The sequence below is a fragment of the Actinomadura pelletieri DSM 43383 genome (assembly GCF_003634705.1).
In the GTDB taxonomy this organism is placed as follows: domain Bacteria; phylum Actinomycetota; class Actinomycetes; order Streptosporangiales; family Streptosporangiaceae; genus Spirillospora; species Spirillospora pelletieri.
The window spans coordinates 267,382-286,296 of record NZ_RBWU01000004.1 but is presented as its reverse complement, the minus strand read 5'-3'; the positions used below and the strand labels follow the sequence as shown (position 1 = coordinate 286,296).

The window sequence follows — 18,915 nt, the reverse complement described above, 5'->3', positions numbered from 1 at the left end:
AAGCGTCCAGGCGTGTCCGTTCGTGTACGCTCTGTATTTTTTGGCCGGGTCACCGTTCGGCGGACGCCATGGCGAGAAGCTCCTCGGCGTGGGCGCGGCCGAGCTCGGAGTCCTCCAGGCCGGCGAGCATCCGCGACAGTTCCCGCACCCGACCCTCCTGGTCGAGGGTGGTGACGCCGCTGCGGGTGACGGTGCCGTCGTCGGACTTCTCCACCAGCAGGTGCCGGTCGGCGAACGCCGCGACCTGCGGGAGATGTGTGACGACGATCACCTGCGCGTTACGGGCCAGCCGTGCCAGCCGCCGTCCGATCTCCACCGCGGCCTTACCGCCGACGCCCGCGTCGACCTCGTCGAACACGAACGTCGGCACGGGGTCGGCGCCCGCGAACACGACTTCGATCGCGAGCATCACGCGGGACAGCTCACCACCCGACGCGCCCTTGTGCAGCGGCAGCGGCTTCGCCCCGGGGTGCGGGGCGAGCCGCACCTCCACCTCGTCGACGCCGTGCGGCCCGTAGTCGTCGGTGGGGGTGACGGTGACGGAGACGCGGGCGTGCGGCATCGCCAGCGCGGTCAGCTCCTCGGTGACGGCGGCGGAGAACCGTTCGGCGGCGCGGGCGCGGACCGCGGTCAGCTCCCCCGCCTCGGCGGCGAGCCGCTCGGTCAGCTCGGCGTGCTCGGACCGCAGCTCCTCGATGCGGTCGTCGTCGCCCTCCAGCTCGGCGAGCCGCGCCGCCGACGCGCGCGCCCACTCCAGGACCGCCGCGGCGGTGCCGTCCGGCCCGCCGTACTTGCGGATCAGCGCGGTCACCTCGGCGCGCCGCTCCTGGACGGTCGCGAGCCGCGCCGGGTCGGCGTCCACGGACTCGGCATAGGACGCGAGGTCGGTGCCGACGTCGGAGACGAGGTAGCCGGCCTCGGCGAGCCGGTCGGCGAGCGCCGCGAGTTCCGGGTCATGGTCGCGGACGGCGTCCAGCGCGTTGCGGGCCTGGCCGAGCAGGCTCGTCACGTTCGCCGCCTCGATCGCCGCGGCCGGGTCGCCGAGCAGCGCCTCGTGCGCGGTGTCGGCGGCGCCGCGCAGCGCGTCGGCGTGCCCGAGCCGCTCCTCCTCGGCGGCGAGGTCGGTCTCCTCGCCCTCCTTCGGGTCGACCTTCTCGATCTCCTCCAGGCCGAAGCGGAGCGTGTCCGCCTCCCGGGCGCGCTCGCGGGCCCGGGTGGTCAGCTCGTCCAGCAGCGCGGTGACCTGCCGGTGCCGCTGGTAGGCCTTGGTGTAGGCGCGCATCGGCTTGGTCAGCGCCGCGCCGGCGTAGCGGTCGAGGGCGCCACGCTGCCGGGACGCCTGAAGCAGCCGCTGCTGGTCGGACTGCCCGTGCACCGCGACCAGGTCGTCGGCGATGGTGATCAGCACGTTCACGGGAACGGACCGGCCGCCGAGGAACGCGCGGGACCGGCCCTCCGCCGACACCGACCGCGTCACGATCAACGCGCCGTCGTCCAGTTCGCCGCCGGACTCCTCCACCCGCTCCACCACGCGGCCGCCGGGATCGACGACGATCCGGCCCTCCACCGTGGCGCGGTCCGCGCCGGGCCTGACCCGCTGCGGGTCGGCGCGGCCGCCGAACAGCAGACCGAGGCTGGTGACCACCATGGTCTTGCCGGCCCCCGTCTCGCCGGTGACGACGTTGAACCCCGGAGACAGATCGAGCACGGCCTCATCGATCACTCCGAGGCCCTCGATCCGCACCTCATCGACCATCGGGCGCACCAGCGTCACAACCCTCCGCAAACAGATCCCGGTTCGCGCCTGTGGAGATTATCCCCTCTGCTCGCCCGGCGCCTCCCCGCCGATCGTCGAGGCGTCCGCGACCTGCGAGTCCTCCAGTGGAGGAGTCGGTCGGGCGGGCTGCCTGACCCGGCCGCGCCAGCCCGTCACGGGCAGTCCGAACTTCGTGACGAGACGGTCGGTGAACGGGGTGAGGTGCAGCCGCGCCAGCCGCACCGGCTCGGCGCCGCGCCGGACCTCGACCCGCGCGCCGGGCGGCACGTCGAGGGTGCGGCGCCCGTCGCACCACAGGACGGCCCGCGGCGTGCCCGGGAGCACCTCCACGGCGACCAGCGACCGCGGCGACACCACCAGCGGGCGCGCGAACAGCGAATGGGCGCTGATCGGCACGACCAGCATCGCCTCGACCTCCGGCCAGACGACCGGACCGCCGGCGGAGAACGCGTACGCGGTCGACCCGGTCGGCGTGGCGCACACCACCCCGTCGCAGCCCCAGTTCGACAGCGGACGGCCGTCGATCTCGGCGACGACCTCCAGCATCCGCTCCCGCTCGGCCTTCTCGATGCTCGCCTCGTTCAGCGCCCACGTGTGGCCGGTGACCGTGCCGTTGAGGCGGACGACGACGTCGACGGTCATCCGCTCCTCGACGTCGTAGCGGCGGGTCACGACCCGGTCGACGGTGGCGGCGAGGTCGTCGCGCTCGGCCTCGGCGAGGAACCCGACATGGCCGAGGTTGACGCCGAGGAGCGGGGTGCCGGCGGTGCGGGTCAGGTCGGCGGCGCGCAGCAGCGTCCCGTCACCGCCGAGGACCATGACGACCTCGGCGTCCTCGGCCGCGGCGGCGGTGCTGGGCATGACCTCCACGCCCGTCGCGCCGATCTCGGCGGCCTCACCGTCCAGGACCCGCACGCAGATCCCGGCCTCGCTGAGCCGCTCGACGACGAGATGCGCGCTGCGGATCGCCTCCGGCCGTCCGGTGTGCGCCACGACCAGCACCGATCTCTTGCTCATGCTCTCGCCCCACTCCCCGGCGTTCTCGGGCGTACAGACGTCTGGACGAACATCCCCGGCGGAGACGTTCCCGCTTCGCACGCCTTCTGTACGGGCCGCGGGCCGTACCCGATCACCGTGCCGGTCACCGTGCCGATCACTGTGCCGATCACTGGGGGCCGTCCGCGATGGCCTTCGCGAGGGCGGACTCGTCCAGCGGCGGGGCGCCGGCCCGCAGCCACAGGAAGTACTCCACGTTGCCGGACGGGCCGGGCAGCGGGCTCGCCGTCACGCCGCGGACGCCGAGCCCGAGCGTCTCCGCGTGCCGGGCGACGTCCCCGACCGCCTCGGCGCGCAGTTCCGGGTCGCGGACGACACCGCCCGCGCCGACGCGGTCCTTGCCGACCTCGAACTGCGGTTTCACCATCATCGCGAAGTCGGCGCCGGGCTCCGCGCAGTCGCGCACCGGCCCGAGCACGAGCTTGAGGGAGATGAACGACAGGTCGCCGACGACGAGGCCGGGGGGCGTGTCGCCGAGCATGTCGGGGCGCAGGTCGCGGACGTTCGTGCGTTCCAGGACGGTGACGCGCTCGTCCGTCCGCAGGGACCAGGCGATCTGGCCGTACCCGACGTCGACCGCGTACACGTGCGCCGCGCCCGCGCGCAGCAGGACGTCGGTGAACCCGCCGGTGGAGGCGCCCGCATCCAGGCACACGCGGCCCGACACGGTCAGGCCCTCGAACGCCCTGAGGGCGCCCGCGAGCTTGTGACCGCCGCGCGAGACGTACTCGGGGCCGTCGTCCGCGTCGGCGACGACGATGGCGGCGGCGGCCTCCACCTGCGTCGCGGCCTTCGCCGCCGCCCGGCCGCCGACCCGGACCCGCCCGTCGTCGATCAGACGGGACGCGTGCTCGCGGGAGCGGGCCAGGCCGCGCCGGACCAGCTCCGCGTCCAGTCGACGCCTAGTGGTCATGGTCGATGCTCACGGTCGGTGTTCATGCTCTTCGGGGTCGTGGTCGGCGGAGGCGAGGAGCTCTTGGAGCCGCTGGTGGACGTCCTCGAAGATCTCCACATGTTCGGGGACGGGTCGCCCGGCCAGGTCGGCGAGGCGGGCGATGGCGGCGTCCACCCGCGGATCGCCCGTCGGGTCGGGCGGCGGCGCGGCCGGGACGTCGGGGACGTCCGGTTCCCGCGCGGCCTCGTCGGACATCACGTTTACCTCCCAGTGGACCCTCGGCGCCCGGGACGAGTCGCCTCCGGCTCATGCTGAACGCTACCGTCCCTGAACGACACCGTTGTCGACGGAACGGGGAACGGCCTGACCATGGCGAACGAGGAGGAGTGCCTGGCGGCGCTCGGACGCATCGCGGCGCGACTGGCGGACGTGGACGCCGACCGGCTCGCCGAGCACGCCGTCGAGCGGACGATCAGCTGTCGCGTCGCGGACCTCGGCGTGGCCTACCGCACCCGGTTGCACGAGGGCGGTCTCGATCCGTTCGAGCCCGACGGCGACCCCCGGGAGGCCCAGGTGCGGCTCACCGTGGACAGCGACGACCTCGTCGCCATGGCCGACGACGACCTGCATCCGACCAGGGCGTGGGCGGAGGGCAGGCTCAAGATCGAGGCGAGCATCTTCGACCTGCTCCGCCTCCGCAAGGTTCTGTGAGTCACAGCGCCAGCGACTCCACGGCGTCGGTGAGGGCGGCGCGGGGCGGGGGCTCGTCGGTGGTCCAGGCGGCGGAGGCGAGGGCGCGGAGGCCGTCGTAGGGGTCGCCCGAGCCGGTGATCGTGAACGTGTCGCCGTCGCGGCGGGCCGTCCAGCCCCCACAGCGGTGGGCGTCGCCGTCCCGGACGGTCCGCGGGTGCGGGACGAGGAGCCCGGTCAGGTCGGGCGCCAGGTACGTCGGGCGCCGGTTCGGTGGTGCGGTGAGGGCGTCCAGGGGTTCGGTGACGCCGGTGAAGACCAGGAGGCTGTCGGCGCCGCCGTTGTGGGCGCCCTCGATGTCGGTGTCGAGACGGTCGCCGACGACGATCGGGTTCCGGGCGCCGGTGCGCAGGATCGACTCCTGGTGGAGTGGACGTCCCGGCTTGCCGGTGACGATCGGTTCGACGCCGGTCGCGGAGCTGATCACGCGGAGCAGGGCGCCGTTCCCCGGGTTCGGGGGTCCCTCCCCGCCGGGGATGGTCAGATCGCCGTTGGAGCCGACGAACAGCGCGCCCGCCGCGACGGCCTTCGCCCCCTCCGACAGCAGCCCGTAGCCGAGGTCCGGATGGAAGCCCTGCACGACGGCCGCGGGCCGCTCGGCCGCCGTCGACACCGGGCGCAGCCCCCGCGCGTACAGGGCGTGGCGCAGGCCCATGCCGCCCACCACGAGCACCGGCGCCCCGGCGGGCAGCCGCTCGGCCAGCAGCCGGGCCGCGGCCTGCGCCGAGGTCACGACGTCCGCCGCGTCCGCCGGGACGCCGACGTCGTTGAGCAGCGCGGCGACCGCGGACGGGGTCCGCGAGGCGTTGTTGGTGACGAACGCCGGCCGCTGGCCCGCCGCGCGGGCCTTGGCGAGCGACTCCGCCGCCGCCGGGACGGCCCGGCGGCCGACGTAGACGACCCCGTCGAGGTCGAGCAGGGCGACGTCGTACGCCTCGCAGAGGGGGGTGTCGCTTTCCTTCATCGGGCTCCTCATCGGCGCCGGTACTCCAGGGTGGCCCTGGCGTGCCGCAGCGCGTTCGCGTAGTCGCGGTTCTCGGGACGCATGGCGGCGGCGAGCGCGAGATGCTCCACCGCGCCCTCGAAGTCGCCCATCCGGCTCAGGGACAGTCCGAGGCCGAACCGCGCGTAGTCCTCGGCGGGCTCCGCCTCGACGATCCACCGGAAGCTCTCCGCCGCCGCGTCGAACCGCCGTGCCCCGAACTGGGCGCGGGCGAGCGCCTCCCGGATGCTGTGGGATCCCGGTTCGGCGTCGGCGGCCCTGGCCAGCAGTTGCAGCGCCGCCGCCGCGCTGCCCGTCCTGAGCAGCTCCAGGCCCCGCGTGTACCACTCGTAGACGCCTCCGGCGGGCGGGGCCGCATGCTCGCCCGGATCATCCCCGGGGGAATCCTCCGACCGTCCAGGAACTTGATCTTCCATGTGGACCTCCCCTCGGAATTCGACCGTACCCGCCGGGCCTCCGAACGCCCTTCGACGATTAGCATGCCCGGGATGGACGACGACCTCCCCTCCGGCCTCGGGCCGGAGGAGTTCAGCGCCCGCATCTTCGGCACGTCCGCGCCGCGGACGGGCGGCGCGCTGGAACTGGCTCCCTTCCGCGGCGTCCGGTTCGTCCCGGAGATCGCGGGCGACCCGGCGTCGGTGACCACGCCCCCCTACGACCTGATCGACGACGCGACCGCGTCACGGCTGCTGGCGAGCGGCGGCCACAACATCGTCCGGCTGAACCTGCCGCGCGCGGCCGGGGAGAGCTACGACGCGGCGGGACGGCGGCTGCGCCGGTGGCTGGACGAGGGCGCCCTCGCCATCGACCCCGACCCGGCCCTGTACGTGTACGAGGCGGCCCGCGGCGGGACGGTCCTCCAGCGCGGCCTGATCGGGGCCCTCGGGCTCCGCCCCGAGTCCGACGGGGTGGTGCTCCCGCACGAGAACGTGTTCCCCGGCCCGGTTCGCGACCGGCTCGCGCTGATGCTGGCCGCCGACGCCAACCTGGAGCCGATCTTCCTGGTGTACGAGGGCGGCGGCGACGCGGCCCGGATCGTGGACGACGCGTCCACGGACACTCCCCTGCTGGACTTCCGCGCCGACGACGGGCTCACGCACCGGCTGTGGCGCGTCTCCGATCCCGCGCTGCACGCGCGGGTCGCCGCCGACCTGCGCGGCCGGCGGGCGCTCATCGCCGACGGCCACCACCGGTACGCCACCTACCGCGCCCTCCAGGCCCACCGGCACGCCGCCGGCGACGGGCCCGGACCATGGGACGCGGGCCTGGCCATGCTGGTCGACTCCACCCGCTACCCACCGCACCTGGCCGCGATCCACCGCGTCCTGCCGGGGCTCCGTCCGGGCGATGCCGTGGCGCGGGCCCGCGCGGTGTTCCGCGTCACCGACTTCACGGACGAGCCCGCCGCGCTCCAGGCGCTCGCGGACGTGTTCGCCTCCGGAGGCGGGCCCGCGTTCCTCCTCGGCGGCGGCGACACCCTGCACCTGCTCACCGAACCCGAGGCGGACGCGCTGAGCCACTCCATGCCGTTCGAGCACTCGCCGCGCTGGCGCGGGCTCGACACCGCCGTCCTCGACCATCTCCTCGTCGGGAACCTGTGGAACGTCCCCGAGAACGAGGACGCCATCCAGGTCGTGCACGACGACCCGTCCGCCGCGATCGCCCGCGCACGCGCCGCGGGCGGGACCGCCGTCGTCCTGAACCCGCTCAGGGTCGAGGACGTCCTGGCCGTCGCGGACGCGGGCGAACGCGTCCCCCGCAAGTCGACCTCGTTCGGCCCGAAGCCCCGCACGGGACTCGTTCTGCGCCTCCTCGACCCCTGATCGGGCGTCAGTCCTCCGGGGGCGGCGGCTCCTCCTCGACGGCGGGCGTCGTCGGCTCCAGGAACACCGCCGACGTCCCCGGCAGGTCCGCCGCCTCCGCCTCGACACCGTCACCGGTGCCGGCCTGTTCCGTGCCGGCCTGTTCCGTGCCGGCCTGTTCCGTGCCGGCCTGTTCCGTGTCGGCCTCTTCGGTGTCGGCCTCTTCGGTGTCGACGATGTGGAGGCCGTCGAGTTCGGCGTACCGTTCGGCGGCGTCGGTCTCGCCGTCCCGGTCGGCCGCCGCGGCGCGGGCGAACCAGTCGGCCGCCTCGCTGCGCCGTCCGGCCTCCTCCAACGCGTCCGCGTAGGCGTAGAACAGCCGCACCGACCACGGCCGCAGGCGCCGGTCGCGCAGCTCGGGGATCTGCAGCGTCACCACCGCCGCGTCGTGCTGGCCGAGGTCGCGGCGCACGCCCGACTCCACGATGCGCAGCTCGACGCGGCCCATCGGGTCGAGGTTGCGCGCCTCCGGCGACTTGATCAGGTCGAGGGCGCGTTCGGGACGGCCGAGCCCGCGTTCGCAGTCGGCCATCACCGGCAGGTAGGCGTCCTCGCCCGAACTCAGCCGGCGCGCCGCGCGCAGTTCCGCGAGCGCCTCCGCCCACTCGCCCGCGTGGTACGCCGCGATCCCGGCGGCCTCCCGGACGATCCCGACCCGGGACGCGAGACGACGTGCCGCCCGCGCGTGCCGGTGCGCCTGCTCGGGCTCCTCCTCGGCGAGGCGCCCGGCCATCACCAGGTGCCGGGCGACCTTCGTGGCCAGGTCCTTGGGCAGGGTGCGCAGCTCGACACGGGCGTCCGGGTCGAGTTCCTCGCCCGTCACGTCGTCCGGCAGGAGCGGATCATCGTGCTTGGGCGCCGGACGCTCCCGCTCCTCGGTGCGCGCCCGGCGGTCGCGCGGCGGCCCGTAGGAGCGTCCGCCGCCGCGCCTGTCGCGGTCTCCCGGTCGCTCCTGACGCTTGCCGCCGAACCGTTTGCCGCCGCGCTCGTCCCGGTCCTGGGGACGGCGGCCTTTCGGACGTTCCTCGAACCGTCGCTCACCCCGGCGTCCACCCGTCCGGGGACCCTCCGGGCGTCCGTCACGGCGCGGCCCCCCACGCGGGCCACCGCCCGAGCCCTTTCCGGCGCGTCCGTCCGGCCGCTCGCCGCGCGGGCCACCGGAGCCGTAATCCCGGCGGGCGTCACCCCGTGCGCCTCGGGGACCGCGTTCGCCGCGTTCGCCGCGTTCGCCCTGCTGACCCCGTTCGCTCCAGCGACCCCGTTCGCCGCGTTGTCCCCGGTCACCCCGCTCGCCGCGTGGCTCCCAGCCGCGCGCCTCCCGGTCCTTGCGGTCACCGCCCGGACGGCCGCGACCGCCCTTGGGCGCGCCGGCTCGGGGTGCGCCGCCCTTGGGCGCACCACTGCGAGGCGCACCGCTGCGGGGTGCGCCGCCTCGGGAACCGCCTCCGCGCGGACCGCCGCCCTTGCGGGCTCCGGGGTCTCCGGGCCCGCCCCGGGCGCCGCCTCCACGACGGGCGGCCGGGTTCCGCCTCCCGTCGCCGCCCCGCCGCTCGCGGTCGTCGCCGCCGCGACCGTCCTCTTCCGCGCTCATCACGTCCGTCACTGTTCTAGAAGCTGGTTCCGTGGACTCCTGCAGCCTACGTCCCGGCCGCACGACACGCGTCGAGGGCCGCCCGGAAATGGGACGGCCCCCGACTAATTCGAGTCGGTCGCATCCTACTCCCCCGGGCGCTCTCCATGCGGCGTCATCGGCGTTGAAGCACGCCACTTCCGACGGCCGGACGCGAATTTCCACTATTAAGGGAGCCGGAATAAATGGCGTCAGACAGGGTCGGTGAATTCCGGTGGGCGCTTCTCGAAATAGGCGTGGACGGCCTCGACCTGGTTGGGGGAACCGCGCAGGGCGTCGAGCGTGCGGGACTCTTCGAGAAACTGTCCGGCCAGGTCGGCGTCCGCGGCCCGGTTGAGGAGGTGTTTCGCGCCGCGGACGGCGTCCGGGCTGTTTCCGGCGATCTCGCGGGCCAGCTCGAGCGCCGCGGCGCGCGGGTCGTCCGCGGTCCGGGTCGCCAGGCCGAGGCGGACCGCCTCCGCGCCGGTGATCATGCGTCCGGTGAAGGTGAGCTCCTTCGCCACGTCCTCGCCGACGAGGCGGACCAGCGCGGCGGTCCCCGTCATGTCGGGCACCAGCCCCCAGCGGATCTCCAGGACGGACAGCGTCGCGTCGGGCGCGGCGATCCGGATGTCGGCGCCGAGCGCGATCTGCAGGCCGCCGCCGAGGGCGTGGCCGTGGACGGCGGCGATGACGGGCTGCGGCATCTCGCGCCACACGTGCACCACCTGTTGGGCGAAGTTGGTGGCGCGGCCCGGCTCCCGGGCGGTGATGTCGTGCACCAGCCGTCGGAACCGGGCGCTCGCCCCGGCGGGCGGGGCGTCGGCGGCCATGGCGGCGAAGTTGGCGCAGTCCAGCCCCGCGCAGAACGCGCGGCCCTCGCCGGACAGGACGACGGCGCGGACGGACGGGTCCGCGGCGAGCGCCTCACCGGTCTCGGCGAGCGCGTCGAACATGGCCATGTCGAGGGCGTTCAGTTTCTCGGGGCGGGCGAGCCGCACGTCGGCGACCCCGCCGTCGACGTGCACGGTCACGCGGTCCGCCAGGTCATCGCCCATGCCGGGCCCCCGTTTCGGTGTCAGGTGACGGGAACGATCCTCGCGCCGGTGAGGCGACCGTCGCGGATGTCGAGAAGGCCGAGCGTGCCGTGCGGTTGGCGGCGCCGGTCGGTGGGCGAACCGGGGTTGAAGACGCGGACGCCGTCGCCGGTCTCGTCCAGGGGAATGTGCGAGTGGCCGAAGACGACCAGGTCGGCGCCGGGGAACCAGCGGCGCATCCGGGCCGTGCGGCCCCGGGCCTGACCGCTGTCGTGGACCATCGCGACGGCGAGGCCGTCGAGGTCGAGTTCGAGCCGCTCGGGGGCGCCCCACGCGGCGACGTCCGGGCCGTCGTTGTTGCCGAGTACGGCGTGGACGGGCGCGAACTCGGCCAGCTCGTCCAGGACGGAGGCGACGCACACGTCCCCGGCGTGCAGGATGACGTCCGCGCCGCGCAGATGCTCGGCCACGCGCGGCGGGCACGACCTCCAGCGTCTGGGAGCGTGCGTGTCGGAGATGGCCACCACTCTCACACCGCCCATTGTCCCGCTCGTCCGGACGGACGACACCGGACGTGATTCAGGCCACACCCGCACCGGTGGGTGATTTTGCCACGGCACCTTCTGTACACCAGTGGGAAACAACTGTAAGCACCGTGTCATTACACCCCGCTGACGGGCGGAGTTAGGCTCGAATTCCTCGCGTTCGTCCAGAAGGATTCCGGCCGTACGCCCCCGGTCGTTCCGACACGGCGACCCAGCACCGCGAGGACCCAAGGGGCGGTCGGGTCTCGCGGTGGATGATCACTCCCTTGCACCGACCTCGGGATCCGGCCGCCTCCGCGGTTGGCCCCCGCCGGGCGGGTTCAGCCGAGCTGGACGCCGAAGAACAGGGCGGCCAGCGCCCCGATCGCGCCGAGCGCGCCCCAGACGGCGAGCCCGGCCTTCGACGAGGCGCGCGTGTGCAGGAACGCGGCGACGCCGGACAGCAGGACGAACACCAGCTTCACCTCCAGGGTCCGCCGCGCGGCGTCGCCGAGGTCGCCCGCCGTGATGTTCCAGACGCCGGTGAGCACCAGGACGGCGAAGGCGGGCCAGGCGATCGTGTTGAAGCGGCGCGCGGCGACCTTGGTGACGCCCTCGTATCCGCGCAGCGCGGGCACGAGCGCGCCGAGCGTGATCTGCCCGCCGACCCAGATCGTCGCGGCGAGCACATGCAGGAAGATCCGCAGATCGGCGGTGGTGACGGCGAGCAAGGACGACCTCCGGGCGACGGAACGGTGGGACCGGTCTGGATCGGTTGACGGGACGTTATCGCCCGCCCCGACCGGACCCCCGCACCACCCCGGCGCGGCGCGTCATCGGGACGACTCGAAGAACCGTTCCGTGCCCGCGCGGACCACCCCGAAGAGGATCTTGTTCTGCAGGACGCCGAGCACCATCAGCACGACCAGCACCGAGAACTCCGCGGCCACGTTGATCGCCTCGCTGTAGGTGAGGAGCAGCTGGCCGAGCCCGCCCGCCGAGGGCGCGACGAACTCGCCGACGATCGCGCCGATCAGCGCGAACGCCATGCTGATCTCCAGCCCGGACACGATCCCCGGCATCGCGGACGGCAGCGAGACGCGGAAGAACCGCTGCCGGGGACTCGCGCAGAACGCCGTCGCCATCTCCAGCCGCGTCTCCGACACCGTGGTCAGCGCGGCCAGCGTCGCGATCACGGCGGGGAAGAACGCCAGCATCGCCGCGAAGCTGAACTTCATCGTCAGCCCGAACCCGAGCCACAGCACGCACACCGGAGCGAGCGCGATCTTCGGCAGCGACTGGAACGCCACGACGTACGGGTACAGGACGAACCGCACGAGACGGGACTCGGCCATCAGGGTGCCGAGCACGACGCCCGACCCGGCGCCCAGCACGAACCCGATGAGCGTCGCCTTCCACGTCTGCCAGGTGCTCTCCCCGATCTGCTCCATGAAGATCTCCGAGCGCATCACCTCGAACACGTCGGTGGGCCTGGGGATCACCACCCCGCTGATCTCGAAGCGGGAGATCACGAGCTGGATGAGCAGGACCCCGACCACCCCGACGACCACGGGCGGCAGCAGAAGGAACGCCGCGCGGGCGACGAGCCCGGTGCCCGGGGGCCTGCGGGCGGCGGGCTCCCTGCGCCGGACGCGGTCCGGCGCGGGCGTCACCTTACTCATGGACCACCTCACTCAACTCATGGGCCACCTCGCTCATCGGGCCTCACTCATTGGGCATCCGCTCCAGGACGAAGTGCCGGGCGAGCCGCACCAGCAGCGCGAGCGCCAGCCCGACCGCGACGAGGATCACCAGCACGGCGAACTCCTCGGCCAGCCGGAAGTCGCGCTGGTAGACCTGCAGGATCACGCCGACACCGGCGTTGGCGCTGATCAGCTCCCCGGCGATGGCGGCGAGGAACGACAGCACCACCGAGATCTCCAGCCCGGAGAAGATCGGCACCACCAGCCCAGGGAAAACGATCTTGCGGCGGATCTGTGACCTGGACGCGCCGAACGCGGTGGCCATCTCGATCCGGCCCCGGTCGGTCTCGGCGACCCCCGCCATCGTGCTCACCAGGATGGGGAACAGGGTGGCCGCGCCGACCAGTCCGATCTTGGACTCCATGCCGAGCCCGAACCAGATCACGAAGATCGGGGCCAGCGCGATCGGCGGCAGCGCCTGCAACGCCACCGCGTACGGGTAGAAGCCCTGCCGCAGGATCCGGGACTCACCGAGCAGCACCCCGAGCACCACCCCGGCCGCGAAGCCGATGAGCAGCCCGAAGAACGCCTCGCCGAGCGTCGTGCGCAACGCCCGCAGGTACTCGCCCCACTCGCCGGACGGGCCGAGCGCCTTCAGCACCGCGTCCAGCTTCGGCACCGAACTCCCGTCGCCCTGCACCCCGGACGGCAGGATCTGCCAGGCGGCGAGCAGCGCGGCGGTCACCACCACCAGGCCGCCCCAGCGCACCGCCGCGGCCCCGCGCCCCGCCGCCCCGTCCGCGCGCCCCTCCACGCGCGGCGGGGCGACGGAACGCGCGTCGGCGGACGGCGCGGTCATCCGCCGACCTTCGACTCGGCGGCGAACAGGCGGTCCCGGACCTGCCCGCACACCTCGGCGAACTCCGGCGTCGCCATCAGCTCCTTGGTCCGCTCCCTGGGGAACGGCGGGGTGACGACCTCCACGACGGTGCCGGGACGCTCGGAGAGGATCACCACCCGGGTGGACAGCAGCACCGCCTCGTCGATGCCGTGCGTGATCAGGACGGCGGTCTTCTCCGTCTCCCGCCAGATGCGGTTCAGGTCGATGTTCATCTGCTCCCTGGTCAGCGCGTCCAGGGAGCCGAACGGCTCGTCGAGCAGCAGCAGCCGGGGGTCGTCGGCCAGGGCCCGGCAGATCGCGACGCGCTGCCGCATCCCGCCGGACAGCTCCTTGGGTCGCCGCGTCTCGAAGCCCGCGAGCCCGGCCCGTTCCAGCAGCCCGGACACCCGTTCGCGGGCCGCGTCGGTGACCTTGCCGTGCAGTTCGACGGGGAACAGGCAGTTGGACATCACGTCCCGCCAGGGCAGCAGCGTCGCGTCCTGCAACGCGATGCCGATGTCGCGGCGCGGCCCGGTGACCGGCTCTCCCCAGACCCGCACCGTGCCATGGGTGGGACGGAGCAGCCCGGCGATCATCTTCAGGATGGTGCTCTTACCGCAGCCGCTCGGGCCGACGATGCTGACGAACTCGCCGGGCCGGACGGTGAGGTCGACGTTCCTGACCGCCTCGGTGTCCTGGACGACCCGCCGCCCCCGGCCACGCCCGGCGAACACGTGACGCAGACCGGTCAGCTCCACCGCGTGCTCTGTCGTGGTCATCTCAACCCTCGAACCTGTAGTTCTTCGCCGCGGTCTTGATCTTCTGGGGGTCGAAGTCGTTGAACGCCGGCACGAACTCGTTGGTCACGAACTGTTCGGCCTTGAAGGCGGTGGGGGTCAGCTTGGTGGCGACCGAGAAGTCGCTCCACGCCTTCACGCCCTCCTCGGGGAAGGAACCCCAGTTCTTGCCCGCGTCCGGGTCACCGCTGATGATGTGCGTGGTGCGCAGCGCGAGGATCCGTTTGTTGTCCTCCATCTTCTTGTCTTCGGGCACGCCGGGGATGTTCGTCTTGGGGTAGATCTCGTACATCATCTTGATGGCGGCCTCCGGATTGGCGGTGGTGAAGACGTTCGCCTTCGCCATCGCCCGGCCGAATCCCTCGATCACCTTCGGGTTGGCCTTCATGTACGACTGTTTCGCGGAGAACCCGGTGGAGAAGAGCTGCTGGGACAGCGACGACTTGAAATAGCGGAGTTTGGCGCCGAGGTTCTCCATCGCCGCGTACTGCGAGTCGAACAGCATCAGCGCGTCCACCCGCTTGCTCTGCAGCGCGTGGTACGCCCCGGCCTCCAGCCCGACCGACACGAACTTGACGTCCTTGTCCGGGTCCATGCCCTGTTCCCGCAGCAGCGCCTGGGCCAGCGGGATCGTCCCGCTGCCCAGGCTCTGCGCGCCGATCTTCTTGCCCCTGAAGTCGGTCCAGTTCCGGATGGGGCTGTTGGCCTCCACGGCGAAGCTGGCCACCTGCGACCGCGCCCAGTTGAAGAACATCCGCTGGTCGGAGTCGTTCTTCACCGCGTCCGGGATCAGGGCCTGCGGGACGGGCGCGGCCATGTCCATCTGCCCGGCGGCCACCGCCTGGATCGCCTGCGTCGAGCCGGGCGTGAACGTGGTCTCGACCTTGAGCCCCTCCTCCTTGAAGTAGCCGAGGTAGCGGGCCACCGAAATGGCCGCGAAACTGGAGTTCATCGCCTTGATGGACAGCGCGACCTTCACGGTCCGCAGGTTCTCGCCGTCCTCCTGGGAATTGCCGCCGTCGCCGCCGCATCCGGTCGCCGCCAACGCGACCGCGAGCGCCCCCACCACGACCCGGAACATCAGAGAGCGCGATCTACGAGGTCCCATCCTGGTCCTGCCTCCCAGTTGATGCGGCGTTCATCGGGGACTCATCCGGCGGTGTCGGGGACCAGAAGAATGCGTCCGGTCACCGAGCCGCTCTCCAAAACTTCGTGTGCACGCGGCGCCTCCGACATCGGAAGCGTGTCGGTCACCACCGGGGTCACCAGGCCCCGGTCCATCAGCGTCAGCACGTCCTCGAGCTGCCGTTTGGTGGTGCTGGCCGCCGACAGGATCGAGATGTCACGGCCGCGCCATCCGACCAGGTCCGCCTCCACCACGGGCGGTGTCCGCTGCACCTCTCCGATCAGGACGAGGCGTCCGTGGAGGGCGAGGGTATTGACGCTGGACAGGAAGGACACGGCGCCGACGTTCTCCAGCACGATGTCGCAGCCCCGACCGTCGGTGACGTCCATGACGTCCTTGCCGTAGTCGGCGCCGCGCTCGACGAGCAGGATCTCGTCCGCGCCCGCCTCCCGGACCGCCTCGACCTTGCCGGGCGAGGTGGTCTGCGCGATCACGCGGGCGCCCGAGGCCTTCGCGAGCTGGATGGCGTGCAGCCCGATGCCGCCGCCCGCCCCGGTGACCAGCACCGTCTCCCCCAGCTCCAGCCGCGCGACGTCCCGTAGCGCGTTGAGGGCGGTGCCGATGGCGCAGGACGCGACGGCGACGTCCGGGGACGTGAGGCCCGGCGGCACCTTCACCAGGCTGCCGTCCGACACCGCCACCAGCTCGGCGTAGCCGCCGTTCAGGCCGATGTCGCCGAGGAACACCTTGCGCGGGCAGCGGGTCTCGCGGCCCGTCCGGCACTCCCGGCACTTGCCGCACACCCGCTGCCGCTGGTTGGACACCACCCGGTCGCCGACCGCGAAGTCCACGACGTCGGCGCCGACTTCGACCACCTCGCCGACGACCTCGTGACCCGGAATGATCGGGAAACCGGTGCCCTGCACCCGGTCGCCGCGCCGGACGAGCACCTCGTGCATGCACGCCCCGCACGCCTCGACCCTCACCACGCACTCGTCACGCGCGGGTCGCGGCGGCTCCATGTCCGTCCACGTCATCACGCTCGGCGGACCGGTCTCCTGGGCGACGACGGCCTTCATCTACGCTCCGTTCCGTTTCTCCTCGCCGGGCTCCGGCCCGGCCTGATCCCATTCGGTGTCGAGGAAGCGTCCGCCGTCGGCGGGGAAGTTGCCGGCCCAGTCGCGCACCGCGAACAGCGACTCGCCCCGGCGCACGCGCGGCGTGAGCGTCGTCGTCTCCCGCAGGTCCCGGGCGGCCGCGGCGTCGGCGACCCGCGCCGCGTCCTCCAGCGGGACGACCGCGACCCCGTCGCCGTCCGCGACGACGAGGTCGCCCGGCCGCACGTACGCGCCGCCGCACACCACGGGGACGTTGCCCCAGCCCGCGCGGGTCTTGCCGGTCGCGGCCGGGGTCACGCCCAGCGCCCACAGCGGGAACCCGACCCGTTCGATGTCGGCGATGTCGCGGGCGTGGCCCTCGATCACCGCGCCCGCCAGCCCGCGCGCCGCGGCGGACTCGCTGACGTTGGCGCCCCACACCGCCGAGTCCACCGGCCCGTGCTGCGACGTCCACACCAGGACGTCGCCGGGTCCGGCCACCTCGAGCATCGCGTGCAGGGTGAGGTTGCCGCCGGCCAGGTCGAGCGCGGTGACGGCCCGGCCGACCGCGCGGGTGCCGGGCGCCAGCGGCCGGACGCCGCGCACCAGGTTCCGCTGGCCCATCGCCTCGTGGACGGACGCCACCGCCAGTTCGTCGTAGGCCCGCAGCACCTCCTCCGACGGTCTCGGCGCCCGGGTGAAGACCGTGCCTCGGGGATGCAGCCGGGTCATCGGGGCTCCGCCGGGAAGTCGGCCAGCCCGGCGGGGTTGGCGACGAGGACGCGGTGCCGGGCGGCCTCGTCCGGCACGATCCGTTCGATCAGGTCGACCAGCACCCCGTCATCGGGCATCGCGGGCACGTTGGGGTGGGGGAAGTCGGTGCCCCACACGCACCGCTCGGGCGCCTGCGCGGCGAGCAGGCGGGCCAGCGCGACGGCGTCCTCGTACGGCGGGCCCTCGGTCGACAGCCGTTCGAGCGCGCTGAGCTTGACCCACACGTCGCCGGTGTCGAGCAATCGGCGCAGCGCCCGGACCTGGTCGCCGTCCAGCCCGGTGGCGAGGTCGACGCGGGCCATGTGGTCGATCACCGCGGGCAGTCCCGTGGAGCGGAGCGTGTCGAACATGTCGACCACCGCGTCGCCCGCGATGTGGAAGGCCACATGCCAGGCGTACGGGCGGACGAGGTCGAGGACGGCGCGCAGCTCGTCGGGCGTCGGCCCCGGCCCGAGATGCGGCATGTACTGCACGCGCACGCCGCGCACCCCGGCCGCGTGCAGTTCGGCGACCTCGGCGGGCGTGGTCCGCGGGGTCAGCAGCGCCACGCCCCGGTAGGCGTCGGGGTAGGTGCGCAGCGCGTCCAGCAGCGCCGAGTGGTCGGTCCCGTGGGCCGCGGACTGGACGATGATGGCACGGTCCAGGCCCAGCAGGTCATGGCGCCGGCGCAGATCGTCCTTGGAGACGTCGGGTGGGTCGTACGCCCGGTCTTCCGGGTAGGGGAAGACATGTCCGGGTCCGAAGACATGGCAGTGCGCGTCGCAGCTTCGCGGCGGGAGTCGCAGGTCGGGAACTCTCGGATTCGGATGGGGTGGGGCGGCGACCCTCCTGCCGCCCCGCGTCGCCTCTGCGGGGGTCATGGAGCTCGTTTCGGTGAACGGATGTCGACGGAGCTGGTTCGTCCGTCGAACAAGTGTGCGCTGGTTGAAGCGAGTGTGCACGACCGGGCAGAGCAGGTCAAGAGGTGAACCAGGGGCGGTATCGCCGCGAGACGCCGCGTGAACACCGGGACGACCGGGCCGCCCGCCGGGACGGAGGGGTTGATAACTTGACCCTGTGTCCGTGGCATTGATCGATTCGGGGCTTGGTCTTCTCTGCACCGCCGGCTGGGTGCGGCATCTGGCTCCGGAACTCGATCTGGTGCTGCTCATGGACCCCGACGGCGCGCCGTGGGGGCCGCGGAGCACGTCCTTCATCACCGACCGGCTGTTCGCCGCCGCCCGCGAGGCGGTCAAGCGCGGCGCCGAGGCGATCGTCGTGCCCTGCAACACCGCCACCGTCACCGCGATCGACGAGCTGCGCCGGGAGTTCGAGCCCGAGACACCGGTGATCGGCACCGTTCCCGCCGTGAAACCGGCCGCCGCGGCGGGCCGGAGCATCGCGGTGTGGGCGACCGTCCGCACCACCGCCAGCAGCTACCAGACCCGTCTGATCGCCGAGTTCGCGAACGGCAAACCGGTGGAGCGGGTCGCCTGCCCCGGGCTGGCCGAGGCGATCGACCACGGCGACATGACCGCCGCCGCCGCGGCGATCGACGACGCGGCCGCGCGCACCCCCCACCACTGCGACGCCGTGGTCCTCGGCTGCACCCACTACCCCCTGGTCGCACCGGAGATCCTGCGGCGGCTGCCCGCCGGGACCGCGCTGTACGACAGCGCCGAGGCGGTCGCCCGCCAGACACTGCGACGCCTGCCCCGGGCCACCGACCCGGACGCCGCCGCCGGGCGGGTCGAGGTGCTCCTCAGCGGCCGTGAGGGCCCCCTGCCCGACAGCGCCCGCGCCTTCCCCGTCGGCCGTGCCCTGGCCGCCGCGGACCGGGTGCCCCGCGAGGCCCTCGTGGCGGAGGCGACCCTGACGCCGACCCTGGAACTGCGGCTCCCCCGCCTGCGGGCCGACGAGTCGGAACCGGCCTAGGGGCACCGACTACGGTTGGAACCGTGACCGATCGTCCCGAGCACGGGGAGCTGGTGGCCGCGCTGCGGCGGACCGGGGTCGGCGGGGTCGACGGCTCCGCGCTCGCCCGGT

General features: G+C 73.2%; 20 protein-coding genes. 3 read left to right on the top strand and 17 right to left on the bottom strand.

Features of this window, described 5'->3' with window-relative positions; genetic code table 11:
- Positions 1–49: 49 nt before the first annotated feature.
- From recN to BZB76_RS19230, 4 genes are all read right to left on the bottom strand, one after another.
- Positions 50–1,756, bottom strand: a complete 1,707-nt coding sequence (gene recN / locus BZB76_RS19245) for a DNA repair protein RecN (protein ID WP_121436209.1) — start codon at positions 1,754–1,756, stop codon at positions 50–52.
- A gap of 57 nt (positions 1,757–1,813) precedes the next feature.
- Positions 1,814–2,794 (bottom strand): NAD kinase, encoded by a 981-nt coding sequence (locus BZB76_RS19240; protein ID WP_121435786.1) that lies wholly within the window; start codon positions 2,792–2,794, stop codon positions 1,814–1,816.
- A 148-nt stretch (positions 2,795–2,942) separates the two neighbouring features.
- Complete coding sequence (locus BZB76_RS19235; protein ID WP_121435785.1) at positions 2,943–3,746, bottom strand: TlyA family RNA methyltransferase; 804 nt, start codon at positions 3,744–3,746, stop codon at positions 2,943–2,945.
- 9 nt (positions 3,747–3,755) lie between these two features.
- Entirely contained in the window at positions 3,756–3,983 is a 228-nt protein-coding gene (locus BZB76_RS19230) for a hypothetical protein (protein WP_121435784.1), read from the bottom strand.
- A gap of 114 nt (positions 3,984–4,097) precedes the next feature.
- Here BZB76_RS19230 and BZB76_RS19225 point away from each other — a divergent pair, with 114 nt between their 5' ends.
- Complete coding sequence (locus BZB76_RS19225) at positions 4,098–4,439, top strand: SCP2 sterol-binding domain-containing protein (RefSeq protein ID WP_121435783.1); 342 nt, start codon at positions 4,098–4,100, stop codon at positions 4,437–4,439.
- A gap of 1 nt (position 4,440) precedes the next feature.
- On the opposite strand, the gene BZB76_RS19220 is transcribed toward BZB76_RS19225, so the two are convergent.
- Both BZB76_RS19220 and BZB76_RS19215 read right to left on the bottom strand, forming a co-directional pair.
- On the bottom strand, positions 4,441–5,442 hold the full coding sequence (locus tag BZB76_RS19220) for an HAD-IIA family hydrolase (RefSeq protein ID WP_121435782.1): 1,002 nt from the start codon (positions 5,440–5,442) through the stop codon (positions 4,441–4,443).
- An 8-nt stretch (positions 5,443–5,450) separates the two neighbouring features.
- On the bottom strand, positions 5,451–5,897 hold the full coding sequence (locus BZB76_RS19215) for a tetratricopeptide repeat protein (protein ID WP_121435781.1): 447 nt from the start codon (positions 5,895–5,897) through the stop codon (positions 5,451–5,453).
- A gap of 72 nt (positions 5,898–5,969) precedes the next feature.
- On the opposite strand from BZB76_RS19215, the gene BZB76_RS19210 reads away from it, so the two are divergent.
- Positions 5,970–7,304: a DUF1015 domain-containing protein gene (locus BZB76_RS19210; RefSeq protein WP_337959760.1), complete on the top strand. Its 1,335-nt coding sequence runs from the start codon at positions 5,970–5,972 to the stop codon at positions 7,302–7,304.
- A 7-nt stretch (positions 7,305–7,311) separates the two neighbouring features.
- On the opposite strand, the gene BZB76_RS35935 is transcribed toward BZB76_RS19210, so the two are convergent.
- From BZB76_RS35935 to BZB76_RS19155, 11 genes are all read right to left on the bottom strand, one after another.
- Positions 7,312–8,937 (bottom strand): hypothetical protein, encoded by a 1,626-nt coding sequence (locus tag BZB76_RS35935; protein WP_246007050.1) that lies wholly within the window; start codon positions 8,935–8,937, stop codon positions 7,312–7,314.
- A 227-nt stretch (positions 8,938–9,164) separates the two neighbouring features.
- Positions 9,165–10,010, bottom strand: coding sequence for a crotonase/enoyl-CoA hydratase family protein (locus BZB76_RS19200; RefSeq protein ID WP_211343077.1), 846 nt, complete (start codon positions 10,008–10,010; stop codon positions 9,165–9,167).
- Positions 10,011–10,030: 20 nt separating this feature from the next.
- A complete protein-coding gene (locus BZB76_RS19195; protein ID WP_121436207.1) occupies positions 10,031–10,522 on the bottom strand; it encodes a metallophosphoesterase family protein in 492 nt (163 codons plus the stop codon).
- Between the two features lie 332 nt (positions 10,523–10,854).
- Entirely contained in the window at positions 10,855–11,244 is a 390-nt protein-coding gene (locus tag BZB76_RS19190) for a hypothetical protein (protein ID WP_121435779.1), read from the bottom strand.
- Between the two features lie 102 nt (positions 11,245–11,346).
- Complete coding sequence (locus BZB76_RS19185; RefSeq protein WP_121435778.1) at positions 11,347–12,195, bottom strand: ABC transporter permease; 849 nt, start codon at positions 12,193–12,195, stop codon at positions 11,347–11,349.
- A 43-nt stretch (positions 12,196–12,238) separates the two neighbouring features.
- The gene (locus tag BZB76_RS19180; RefSeq protein ID WP_121435777.1) at positions 12,239–13,075 is read right to left on the bottom strand and encodes an ABC transporter permease; all 837 of its coding nucleotides are present in this window, start codon (positions 13,073–13,075) and stop codon (positions 12,239–12,241) included.
- Positions 13,072–13,875, bottom strand: a complete 804-nt coding sequence (locus tag BZB76_RS19175) for an ABC transporter ATP-binding protein (RefSeq protein WP_121435776.1) — start codon at positions 13,873–13,875, stop codon at positions 13,072–13,074. The genes BZB76_RS19180 and BZB76_RS19175 overlap by 4 nt, the downstream gene beginning before the upstream one ends.
- A 1-nt stretch (position 13,876) precedes the next feature.
- Positions 13,877–14,974 (bottom strand): ABC transporter substrate-binding protein, encoded by a 1,098-nt coding sequence (locus BZB76_RS19170; protein ID WP_170180681.1) that lies wholly within the window; start codon positions 14,972–14,974, stop codon positions 13,877–13,879.
- 68 nt (positions 14,975–15,042) lie between these two features.
- A complete protein-coding gene (locus BZB76_RS19165; protein ID WP_121435774.1) occupies positions 15,043–16,098 on the bottom strand; it encodes an alcohol dehydrogenase catalytic domain-containing protein in 1,056 nt (351 codons plus the stop codon).
- Positions 16,099–16,848: an RraA family protein gene (locus BZB76_RS19160; RefSeq protein ID WP_121435773.1), complete on the bottom strand. Its 750-nt coding sequence runs from the start codon at positions 16,846–16,848 to the stop codon at positions 16,099–16,101.
- Positions 16,845–17,750: an amidohydrolase family protein gene (locus BZB76_RS19155; RefSeq protein WP_121435772.1), complete on the bottom strand. Its 906-nt coding sequence runs from the start codon at positions 17,748–17,750 to the stop codon at positions 16,845–16,847. The genes BZB76_RS19160 and BZB76_RS19155 overlap by 4 nt, the downstream gene beginning before the upstream one ends.
- Before the next feature lie 202 nt (positions 17,751–17,952).
- Between BZB76_RS19155 and BZB76_RS19150 the strand changes: the two genes are divergently transcribed.
- Positions 17,953–18,804: a glutamate racemase gene (locus tag BZB76_RS19150; protein WP_337959759.1), complete on the top strand. Its 852-nt coding sequence runs from the start codon at positions 17,953–17,955 to the stop codon at positions 18,802–18,804.
- Positions 18,805–18,915: the final 111 nt, after the last annotated feature.